An 11,155-nucleotide genomic window follows, 5' to 3' on the forward strand; every position below is an offset into this window, starting at 1 on the left:
GAGGATGGCGATAAGCTCGCGCCCCAGATCGTTGATGAAGGCGGCGGAGCCCAGCACCGGGCCCAGCTTGTCCGCTACCAGGATGCCGGAGAGCGAATACCAGCCAAAACTGGAGCTCATCGCGAGGCCATGGGCAAAGGGCATGCCGAGCAGCTGGGCGGCCAGCAGGCTGCCGAGCCAGCTGCTGAGGATGACGGTGAGCGCGATCTTCATGCCCCAGGGATTGAGCAGGATCTGGCGCAGGCGCATGCCGGAGTTGCGCATCTGGATGCCGATGAGCAAGAGCAGCAGCATCAGGGCCCACTCGCTCAACTTGTCGATGGGCAGGGCGCGCAGGTCCACCACCAACCCCAGCAAGACGCCCCCCAGCACCACGAAACAGAGTTGGAGGGATTCCCATAACAGGTGCAGCTTGCTCGGCATCTTGCCGTCACTGGCCTCGTGGGTGGGGGGGCTGCGCTTGTCCAGCCACCACAGGGCCAGCAGGTTGCAGAGGGTAATGGCTGCGAGCATCACCCCTGCCACCTTGAAGATCACTGCCAGGTTGCTGCCCAGGTTCTCCACATAGGCCAGCACCAGCCCCATCAGGAACAGGATGAGGTAGACCATCTTGCCCAGGGACTGGTTGACCAGCTTGATCAGACGGGCGGAAGAGAGGGGAACCAGATAGCCGATCACGAGCGGCAGCAGGATCAGCAACACATTGAGCAACATCGGGGCCTCGATCACAAAACGTGGAAAAACGGCACCTTATCACGACTTGTTGCACCTGTGTCACGGATCTGTGCATCAGCATGGCCCATACGGGACTTTTTTATCATATTGTTGTGTTTTTTGATGACAGCCAGCTCTGCACACAAACGAGGAAAGAGGGCCACATCACCTGAGAAATCAATTTCATCCCCATGAAATGACGAGAGAAGGGGAATCTGCCTGGGTGAATAAAGTCCTTTTGGGTGACATCTGGCGGATATGGTGAAATATGCTTGCTACCAGTGCGCTGCGGGTATAAAAGAGCGGTAGGAAAGGTGCGGCAAAAAATGGATTTTATGCAGACAAAGTGCTGAAAAATACTCAATAGGCCAATAAAAATACAGATAAAACACCAAATACCTCGGTTCTGTATTGTTTTTTCACTACCTCAATGATATTTTCGCTGAAGGTTGCCATCGGTTAACGTTTTGTTAAATGGACGATGGTGGAGTCACGCCGAAGCGGCGTCTAGGGACAGACAAGGTTGTAATGGATGAGCGACGTTGCCGCACTGGAAGTTCGTGATCTGCACAAGTATTTTGGCACCCACGAAGTGCTCAAGGGCATCGATATGACGGCCCACAAGGGGGATGTGATCTCCCTCATCGGCTCCTCGGGTTCGGGGAAGTCGACCTTTCTACGCTGTATCAATCTGCTTGAAACCCCCTCATCGGGCAGCGTCTCCCTCCATGGGGAGCTGATCCGGATGAAAACCAGCCGTTCCGGCGAACGCCTGCCGGAAGACATGCGCCAGGTGGAGCGTATCCGCAGCCGGTTGGCCATGGTGTTTCAAAGCTTCAATCTCTGGTCCCACATGACCATCATGCAGAACATCATCGAAGTGCCCATCCAGGTACTCAAGGTGCCCCGTGCCGAGGCCATCGCCAAGGCGGAGCACCTGCTCAACCGGGTGGGGCTGTGGGAGCGTCGCGACTATTATCCCGGTCACCTCTCCGGCGGTCAGCAGCAGCGGGCCGCCATCGCCCGGGCGCTGGCGGTGGAGCCCGAGGTGATGCTGTTTGACGAGCCTACCTCGGCCCTCGACCCTGAACTGGTGGGGGAGGTCCTTGGCCTGATGCGCGAGCTGGCGGAAGAGGGGCGTACCATGATGGTGGTGACCCACGAGATGTCCTTCGCCCGCGATGTGTCGAATAAGGTGATGTTCCTGCACCAGGGGCGCGTGGAGGAGGAGGGCAATCCCAAGGAGATCTTCGCCCATCCCAAGTCGGAGCGATTCAAGCAATTCATCTCGTCCATTTATTGATGGACGGGATTCAATTTCAACCATCCGTACTTTCAACGATCGACGTGTTTATCAAGGAGAGATACATGAACAAGCTGATGCTGGCGACTGCCGTGATGACGGCCCTGTGTTCCGGTAGCCTGATGGCCAAGGAGTGGAAAGAGGTGCGGATCGGGGTGGAAGGGGCCTATCCCCCCTTCTCCTGGACCGAGCCGAGTGGCGAGGTGAAAGGCTTCGACATCGACATCGCCAACGCCCTGTGCGACGAGATGAAGGTGAAGTGCACCCTGATCAAGCAGGACTGGGACGGCATCATTCCGGCGCTGCTGTCGCGCAAGTATGACGCCATCATCGCCACCATGGACATCACCGAAGAGCGCAAGAAGAAGGTGGACTTCACCCAGAAGTACCAGCACATCCCGGCGCGCTTCGCCGCCAAGAAAGGGACCGAGATCCAGCTCGACAAGGCCTTCATGGACGGCAAGACCATCGCCGTGCAGCGTGCCACCTCCATGGATACCTACATCACCGACAACTTCCCCAATGCCACCATCAAGCGCTACGGCACTGCGGATGAAGCCTACCTCGATCTGAAATCCGGCCGTGTCGATTACGTGATGGCCGACTCCGCCGCCATCAGCGACGGCCTGCTGAAGAAGGAAGGGGGCGATGCCTTCGAGTTCATCGGCCCGAAACTGACCGATCCCAAGTGGTTTGGCGAGGGTGCCGGCATCGCGGTGCGCAAGGCTGACAAGGATCTGAAAGAGAAATTCAATGCCGCCATCCTGGCCCTGCGTGCCAATGGCAAGTACAAGGAAATCAACGACAAGTACTTCGACTTCGACGTGTACGGCGAGTAAGCCGACGTCAGGCGAACAACGACAGGTTGATCCCGTCAGTAGTCATCGGGCCCGTTGCCTTCCGCTGGGAGTGACGGGCCCGATTGCGATGGAGCTGCATTGCATATGTTTGATTTGAAAGGATACGAAACCTCTCTGCTGGAGGGGGCCTGGATCACCCTGGAGGTGGCGCTCGCCTCCCTGCTGCTGGCCCTGGTGCTCGGCATGCTGGGGGCCCTGGCCAAGCTCTCTCCCTACAAGTGGGCGCGCGGCATCGCGGCGGCCTACACCACCGTCATTCGCGGCATCCCGGATCTGGTGCTGATGATGCTGCTCTTCTTCGGTGGCCAGGTGCTCATCAACGGGATCTGCACCTGGGTCAACGAGGCTTACAACAACCACCTGCTGGCGAGCAACCCGAACCAGGAGTGGGTCTCCCTGCTGCCCGATTACATCGACATCAGCCCGTTTGCGGCCGGGGTCGCCACCATCGGCTTCATCTTCGGTGCCTACATGACCGAGACCTTCCGCGGCGCCATCCTGGCGGTGGACAAGGGGGAGCTCGAGGCGGCCCGTGCCTTCGGCATGCGGGCAAGCCAGGTCTTTGTGCGGATCCTCTTTCCCCAGATGATGCGCCATGCCCTGCCCGGGTTTGGCAACAACTGGCTGGTACTGCTGAAAACCACGGCCCTGGTCTCCATCATCGGGCTCGATGACATGGTGCGAAAGGCGTCGCTCGCGGCGGGCTCGACTCAGCAGCCTTTCACCTTCTACATGGCGGTGGCGCTGATCTTCCTGGTCTTCACCGCAGTCTCTACCTCGGCGCTCAAGTGGGCCGAGCGTCACTACGCCATCAAGACGAGGTAAGCCATGGATTTCTCGATCATTCTCAAGGAGTGGCCCACCTACTGGGAGGGGCTCTATACCACCATCTGGCTGGTGGCCGCCTCGCTCATGCTGGGGCTCATGCTGGCGGTGCCCATGGGCATACTGCGCAACAGCCACAACTGGTTGATAAAGGGGCCAATCTGGGCCTATATCTACTTCTTCCGTGGCACCCCGCTTCTGGTGCAGCTCTTCATCATCTACTACGGTGCCGCCCAGTGGGAGTGGCTCAAGAACAGTGCGGCCTGGTCCCTCTTCTCGGAAGCCTGGTTCTGTGCCCTGCTGGCGTTCACTCTCAACACCGGCGCCTACACCGCCGAGATAGTGCGTGGCGCCGTGATGAACATGCCCAAGGGGCAGATAGAAGCGGCAAGCGCCTTCGGCATGACCCGCTGGCAGACCCTCACCCGCATCATCCTGCCCAACTCGTTTCGCCGTGCGCTGCCGGCCTACAGCAACGAGGTGATCTTCATGCTGCAGGGGTCGGCGGTGGCGGGCATCATCACCATCGTCGATCTGACGGGGGCGGCGCGGATCATCAACTCCCGCTACTACAGCCCGTTCGAGGCGTTCCTGACCGCAGGTCTGCTCTACATGCTGCTCACCTTCGTCATCGTCTGGTTGTTCAAGAAGTGGGAAGCCCGCTGGCATGCCCACCTGCGCCCGCGCAGCGTCTGACTGCCAGCAGAGAAAAAGCCCGCAACTGCGGGCTTTTTTTATGGACCACGGGCAGGCTCAGCGCCCCAGGTACTCCCTGTCGAAGAAGGTGTTGACCCAGTGGGGGCGATAGACGGCGAGCAGGGTCATGGTCATGCCGTTGAGGAGCGCCTCGGGGAAGAGCAGCAGCGGCCAGATGGAGAGGTAGTCGGCGCTGATGGTGTGCCAGGAGTAGGTGCCGCTCACCCCCATCAGCAGGGCGCTGGCGATCACCTTGGCCGAGATGCTCAGCGCCCCCCCGAGAAATGCCGCCACGAACAGATAGACGAAGAGGTGGCGAGGCAGCCAGGCCCAACTCCCCAGAAACAGCAGCCAGCTGGTGGCCACCGGCAGGGCGACGCCGATGAGGGCCTGCCAGCCGATGTCGGCCAGGGGGATGACCCCGAAGTAAGCGAGGAGCAGCAGGGTGAGGCAGGGGGCGAGCAGGGCGAGGCGCCAGCCCAGAAGCAGGGTCAGGCTGGTGAGGCCGAGAAAGTGGATCTCGAGCCCCTCATGCAACCCGGCCCGCAAGGTCCACAGCGGTACCAGCACGATGGCGCCGCCGAGGCAAAGATGCTGATAGAGCGGGTGGGCGCCAAGGGTGCGCAGCAGGGAGGCGTTCAGACTGAAGGCGAGCAGCACCAGCCAGAGCAGGAGGGCGGCGACTTGTCCTTCACTCATGAGCAGTTCCCCCGGATGCGGCTGTCGGTGATGGCGCCGTGGCGAACGCCGGCGCAATGAAAAGAGGCCGCCCTCTGCCGGGCGGCCTCCTGTCTCAATACTTCACGTTGGGGTGATACTTGCCAAGGATGCCCTGGACCCTGTCCATGGTCTCCTTGCTGGGGGGCTTGATGCCGACCAGATCATAGGTATCTCCCAGCACGTCCCACTTGTGCTTGCCAAGTTCGTGGTAGGGCAGCAGCTCCACCTTCTCGACGCACTCCCCCAGCTCGGCGATGAACTGGCCGAGTCCTTCTGCGCTCTCGTCATCGTCGGACCAGGTGGGCACCACCACGTAGCGGATCCACATGGTCTGGCCGCGGGAGGCCAGGTAGCGGGCGAACTCCAGGGTGTACTTGTTGCTGACGTGGGTGAGGGGAATGTGCTTCTCGTCGTTGATCTGCTTGATGTCGAGCAGCACCAGATCGGTGTTGTCCAGCACCCGGTCGAGCAGCTCGTCGTAGTGACGCACGAAACCGTTGGTGTCGAGGCAGGTGTGGATCCCCTGGGCCTTGCAGGCGGTGAACAATTCGGCGATGAACTCCTGCTGCAGCATGGCCTCGCCGCCGGAGGCGGTCACGCCACCGCCGGAGGCATTCATGAAGTGGCGATAGCTGGTGAGATCCTTCATCAGCTCGGGCACGGTGACCTCGCGGCCGCCCTGGGTGTCCCAGGTGTCCCGGTTGTGACAATACTTGCAGCGCATCAGGCAGCCCTGCATGAACACGATGAAGCGGATGCCGGGGCCGTCGACGGTCCCGCAGGTCTCGACGGAGTGGATCCGGCCAATGATGTCGGTAGTGCCGGTGTCGCTGGCTTCAACGGTCGGGATCCGCTGCGTGCCGGGGGTGGCAGGTCCCTTGGATTCAACGGCGGGGATCCGGTTAATGACTGACATAGACGACTCCAATGGTGCGGACAAGGTTCGAGCGGTCGTTATTTTATGACAGAAAGCCCTATAAATCCTACCAGTTTAGCCCGCAGGGGTGGCACCCAGCAGGCTCTCCAGTGCCTTGACGGGGAGCGGCCGGCTGGTGAGGAAGCCTTGATAATGCTGGCATCCCAGGGCCTTGAGCACGGCGAGCTGCTCCTCTTCCTCCACCCCTTCGGCGGTGACGGTGAAACGAAACACCCGGGCGAGATCCAGGATGGCCTTGACGATGGCCTTGTCCTGTTCGCTGTGGACCAGGGTCTGGATGAAGCTCCTATCCAGTTTGACCTCATCGGCGGGCAGATCCCGCAGATAGGCCAGGGACGAGTAGCCCGTGCCGAAGTCGTCGATGGAGATGAGCAGGCCGAGGGCCTTGAGCTGGCGGATCCTAGCGATGCTCTCCAGCCGGTTTTCCAGCACCACGGACTCGGTGATCTCCAGCAGCAGGCGCGACGGGGGCACCCCGGTGTCCCGCAGAATGTACTCCACCTGCTGCACGAAACCGGCGGTGTGGAACTGGCGGGCGCTGACGTTGACCGACAGATGGGGGATGGCGAGACCGTTGTTGAGCCAGAAGCTGTACTGGGCACAGGCGGTCTTCATCACCCAGTAGCCTATCTCCTGGATCAGGGTGGTCTCCTCGGCGATGGGGATGAACTCCCCGGGGGGCACCATGGTGCCGTCGGCCTTCTGCCAGCGCAGCAGCGCCTCTATGCCCGAGAGCGTGCCGTTGTCGACCCGGTATTGGGGCTGGTAGTGCAGCACCAGCTCGTTGTTGCGCAGGGCATCGCGCAGCTGGTTGTTGAGAGAAAGCTTGCTCTTCTCTTTTTCCGCCATGGCTTCACTGAAGAAGATATGGTTGCCCTGGCCCGCGCGCTTGGCCATGTGGACGGCGGTATCGGCCTGCTGCATCAGGACAAGGTGATCCTTGTCGTCATCGCTGAACAGGCTGATCCCCACGGAGGCGCTGCAGTGCAGCTTGTGATCGCCGATGTCGAAGGGGGCACGGAAGATCCCCATCAGCTCCCGGGCAAAGTGCTCCGCCAGGATCTTGGCGGTGATATAGCCCTGGCCCAGTGCCGTGAAGAGCAGGGCAAACTCGTCACCCGAGGTGCGGGCGAGCACCAGGTTCTCCTGGGGCAGGGACTTGAGTCGCACCACCACGGCCTGGAGCAGCAGATCGCCGCAGGCGTGACCGAGGGAGTCGTTGATGGATTTGAAGTTGTCCAGATCCAGCAGCAGCAGGGCTCCCCACTGGCCACTCGGGGTCTGCAGGGTGCGCTGCATGATGTCGGTCAGGCTGCGCCTGTTGTAGAGATCGCACAGGTCGTCGTAGTAGGCGAGGCGCTCGATGTGGCGGGCGGTCTCCTTCTCCTGGGTGATGTCGTGGAAGCTGCAGACGAAGTGGCTGATCTCCTCCTCCTCGTCCTTGACCCCGCTCACCATGAGCCGCACCGGGAAGAGGTGTCCCTCCCTGTGCAGGCATTGTTCCTCCCCGAGCCAGTATCCCTGCCGGTTGACCGCCGCGATCACCTCCTCCTTGAGGGTGTCGCCATAGTAGGTGGGCCTCAGGGCATCGATGTGCAGGCCCAGCATCTCCTCGCTGGCAAAGCCGGTGATGCGGCTGAAGGAGGCATTGACCTTGAGGATGATGCCCCCGTGATCCATCACCAGCAGGCCGTCGTGGGTGTTGAAGGCCACTTCGGCCAGGCGCAGGGCATCGTCATTGGCCAGGCGCTGCAACTCGCTGGCGGCCCGCTCGCGCTGTTCGTAGAGGACGTCCAACAGGGACGCGGGATCGGCCAGAGGGGTGGCGAGCAGCAGGGTGAGCTGCCCCAGGGGGAGACCGTTTGGCCCCGGGAAGGGGATGCCGACATAGGCCTTGGCGTCGAGAGCCAGCAGCTGGCTCGACTGGGGATAGCGCAGGGCCAGATCTTCCACGTAGAGGCTCTGCCCGTGCTGGAAGATCTCCCGGCCCGGGCCGATGTCCATGGGCATGGGTTTGACGACGGCGAAAGCATCCCCCTCCACCACGCAGCGGGGAATGAGCCAGAGATCCTGGCCGCGAGGCTGAAACTCGCCGATCCAGCCCATGTGGGCACCGCTCAGGCCCATGGCCCAGCGCAGCAGGGCGCGGCAGTAATCGTTGCCGGTCAGGTTGGCAAGCCCGGGTGGGGGCGCGAGGTCCGGGGCGTCGGTCGCCACGGGGTCCGGCTGCCAGTGGCCGAGCAAGCGGGCGCAATGACGTACCAGTTGCAGGGTGTCATCGCTGATGAGGGTGCTCTCGGCATACTCCAGGCTGAGCACGCCGATGAGCTTCTCCTGCTCCAGCAAGGCGCCGTCCAGGCGGGAGCAGACATTGGCATCGGCCAGGTAGTAGTGCTGGCTCAACATGGGCTGGTGGGCCGCCTCCGAGAAGCTCAGGGCGCCCCGGGCACGCAGGGCTCGGATGTAGCGGCTGTCTCCGCGAATGGCACCGAGCGCGTCCACCCCCAGGGTGAACACCGGGGTCAGCTGTTCGCCGCCAAGGGCGCCATGGGCCTGGTAGTGCCAGAGGATCAGGCGATCGGCCCCCAGGCACTCCTTGAGGCTCTCCAGCATGGCGTCATACTGCTGCTGGCTGGCCATCTGGCTCAGGCGCGGCAGTTGCAGGGACAGGCTGGCGGCGCTCTCCTGGGACTGGGTCTGCAGGCAGATGAGCCAGAAGGCGTCCTGCTCGTGGGAGAGGGAAATGTGCCAGAGGAGGGCGTCAAAGCGCAGCACCAGCTTGCCCCCCTTGCCGCTGGCCAGCCGCTGCTCGATGGGCTGGCGCAGGGCGTCCGGCAATTGGGCCGGCCAGGCACTGCGGGGCTCATCGAGCCAGTGGAGCGGCGTCTGCATCACATCGGTCAGGGCGACCAGCCGTTGACTACGGGTATCCAGGCGGAAAAACAGGGGCGCCTGGCTGGCGGTCGGAAGATGGCTGAGCGCGGTAGACGACATGAACTGACACTATCCTGTTGAGCAATTGTCGGAGGGCAAGAATACTGCAAATCCGTGGCAAACAAAATTTCATTGAATTCTAAATTAGATAAGCCTAATTTATTGGTCATTTCCTGTTGAGTGGAGTCTTGCAGATGAAACGGATCCTGATTGTGGGTGGTGTGGCCGGGGGGGCGTCCGCCGCCGCCCGTGCCCGCCGTTTGAGCGAAGAGGCGGAGATCGTGATGTTCGAGCGGGGCGAGTTCGTGAGCTTCGCCAACTGCGGTCTGCCTTATCACATCGGGGGGGATATCCCGGATCGGGATGCCCTGCTGCTGCAGACACCGCAAAGCTTCAAGCGCCGTTTCAACGTGGATGTGCGGGTGTTTCACGACGTCATCGAGATAGACAGGGCCGGCAAGAGCCTGCTGGTGCGCAACCTGCTGACCGGCGAAGAGCGGCGCGAAGCCTACGACGTGCTGCTGCTGAGCCCGGGCGCCGCCCCCATCCGGCCTCCCTTCCCCGGCATCGACAGCCCGGGGGTACACACCCTGCGGAGTATTCCCGACATGGATCGCATCCTGGCGGCGCTGGCGCACGACAAGCCCCGCCACGTCACCGTGGTGGGGGGCGGTTTCATCGGGCTGGAGATGATGGAGGCGCTGCACCAGCGCAAGCTGGCGGTCACCCTGCTTGAGCTCTCCGATCAGGTGATGGCGCCGGTGGACAAGGAGATGGCCAACCTGCTCCACGCCCGCATCCGGGAGGAGGGGGTCGATCTTCGCCTGCGCACCGGCCTCGCTGCCATCGAGAGCCTGGAGGTGCCTGCCGAGAAGACTGCCGCCGTGGCGACCGCCCAGCGGGGTGGACTGCGCCTGACCCTGAGCGACGGCTCTCATCTCGACACCGGCCTGCTGATCCTCGCCATCGGCGTCAAGCCCGAGACTCTGCTCGCCGCCAAGGCGGGGCTGGTGCTGGGAGCGCGGGGCGGCATCAAGGTGGATGCGGGCATGCGCACCTCGGATCCCTGCATCTTCGCGGTGGGGGACGCGGTGGAGGAGACCGACTTCGTCACCGGCGAGTCCGTGCTGATCCCGCTGGCGGGCCCCGCCAACCGCCAGGGGCGCATCGCCGCCGACAACATGCTGGGGCGAAGCGAAACCTACAAGAAGACGCAAGGAACCGCCATCTGCAAGCTGTTCGATCTGGCGGTGGCGAGCACTGGGCTGAACGAGAAGCGGCTGGTGCAGCTGGGGCTGCCGTTCGAGAAGGTCTATGTCCACCCGGGCAGCCACGCCGGCTATTATCCCGGCGCCCACCCGGTCAGCCTCAAGCTGCTGTTTGCCCCCGATGGCAAGATTTACGGCGCCCAGGCCATCGGCAAGGATGGCATCGACAAGCGCATCGACGTGCTGGCGGTGGCCCAGCGCGCCGGCCTCACCGTATTTGATCTGCAGGATCTGGAGCTCACCTATGCGCCGCCCTTTGGCTCGGCCAAGGATGTGATCAACATGGCCGGGTTCGTGGCGAGCAACCATCTGAAGGGGGACACCCTGCTCTGCCACGCAGCCGAGGTGCTGGCTCGCCACCCCCATCAGCAGGTGGTGGATGTGCGAAACGGCCCCGAACTCGACAAGCTGGGGCGCATTCCGGGGGCGATGCACATTCCTCTGGACGAGCTGCGTGGCCGTCTTGATGAGCTGCCCAAGGATAAAGAGCTGCTCATCAGTTGCCAGGTGGGACTGCGGGGACACGTGGCCTGCCGTCTGCTGAGCCAGCACGGTTTTCGGGTCAAGAACCTCTCCGGCGGTTTCAAGACCTGGCAGACGGTGATCGCCGAGTAGATCCTCCAGGCTGACATGGCCCGATTGATCACTCTGTATGCAAACGGGCCACTCCAGTGAGTGGCCCGTTTCTTCATCAGGGGCCAATGCCGCCCGACATGGCAGTTGGTGTTCCCGGGAGTGACGCTTTATTCTATTGGCTCCTGCGCTGCGGCGATCCAACCCGGGATGAACACCATGCACCTCTCTCTCTCCTGCCCCGTGACTCGTCTTCCCCGTGTGGCCTGGCTGGCGGCGCTGCTGCTGGCCGGTTGCGGCCCCGACAAACCTGCCAGCCAGGTGC

Annotated in this window: 9 protein-coding genes; 5 read left to right on the forward strand and 4 right to left on the reverse strand. The window is 62.4% G+C overall.

The genetic code is table 11. The features are described 5' to 3' along the window. Positions 1–714 (reverse strand): lysine exporter LysO family protein (locus tag AACR77_RS07355; RefSeq protein ID WP_231563171.1); only part of this gene is annotated, 714 nt, incomplete at its 3' end. A gap of 532 nt (positions 715–1,246) precedes the next feature. Here AACR77_RS07355 and AACR77_RS07360 point away from each other — a divergent pair. The 4 genes from AACR77_RS07360 (at position 1,247) to AACR77_RS07375 (ending at position 4,398) form a co-directional block, all read left to right on the forward strand. Further along, positions 1,247–2,017: an ABC transporter ATP-binding protein gene (locus tag AACR77_RS07360; RefSeq protein ID WP_010674267.1), complete on the forward strand. Its 771-nt coding sequence runs from the start codon at positions 1,247–1,249 to the stop codon at positions 2,015–2,017. A 65-nt stretch (positions 2,018–2,082) separates the two neighbouring features. Next, positions 2,083–2,856 carry an ABC transporter substrate-binding protein gene (locus AACR77_RS07365; RefSeq protein ID WP_041212797.1) on the forward strand — a complete coding sequence of 258 codons (774 nt, stop codon included), beginning with the start codon at positions 2,083–2,085 and terminating at the stop codon, positions 2,854–2,856. 105 nt (positions 2,857–2,961) lie between these two features. Then, the gene (locus tag AACR77_RS07370) at positions 2,962–3,702 is read left to right on the forward strand and encodes an ABC transporter permease (RefSeq protein WP_010674269.1); all 741 of its coding nucleotides are present in this window, start codon (positions 2,962–2,964) and stop codon (positions 3,700–3,702) included. A 3-nt stretch (positions 3,703–3,705) separates the two neighbouring features. Continuing rightward, entirely contained in the window at positions 3,706–4,398 is a 693-nt protein-coding gene (locus AACR77_RS07375) for an ABC transporter permease (protein WP_042880633.1), read from the forward strand. Between the two features lie 57 nt (positions 4,399–4,455). Here AACR77_RS07375 and AACR77_RS07380 read toward each other — a convergent pair whose 3' ends face one another. The 3 genes from AACR77_RS07380 to AACR77_RS07390 form a co-directional block, all read right to left on the reverse strand. Beyond that, positions 4,456–5,097, reverse strand: a complete 642-nt coding sequence (locus tag AACR77_RS07380) for an energy-coupling factor ABC transporter permease (RefSeq protein WP_041215455.1) — start codon at positions 5,095–5,097, stop codon at positions 4,456–4,458. Between the two features lie 94 nt (positions 5,098–5,191). Continuing rightward, entirely contained in the window at positions 5,192–6,034 is an 843-nt protein-coding gene (gene pflA, locus AACR77_RS07385; RefSeq protein WP_010674272.1) for a pyruvate formate lyase 1-activating protein, read from the reverse strand. A 75-nt stretch (positions 6,035–6,109) separates the two neighbouring features. Next, positions 6,110–9,049, reverse strand: coding sequence for a sensor domain-containing phosphodiesterase (locus tag AACR77_RS07390; RefSeq protein ID WP_042880634.1), 2,940 nt, complete (start codon positions 9,047–9,049; stop codon positions 6,110–6,112). A gap of 134 nt (positions 9,050–9,183) precedes the next feature. On the opposite strand from AACR77_RS07390, the gene AACR77_RS07395 reads away from it, so the two are divergent. Further along, a complete protein-coding gene (locus tag AACR77_RS07395; RefSeq protein WP_042880636.1) occupies positions 9,184–10,872 on the forward strand; it encodes an FAD-dependent oxidoreductase in 1,689 nt (562 codons plus the stop codon). Positions 10,873–11,155: the final 283 nt, after the last annotated feature.

It is taken from the genome of Aeromonas sp. ZOR0002 (assembly GCF_963866995.1).
Taxonomy (GTDB): Bacteria; Pseudomonadota; Gammaproteobacteria; order Enterobacterales; family Aeromonadaceae; genus Aeromonas; species Aeromonas caviae.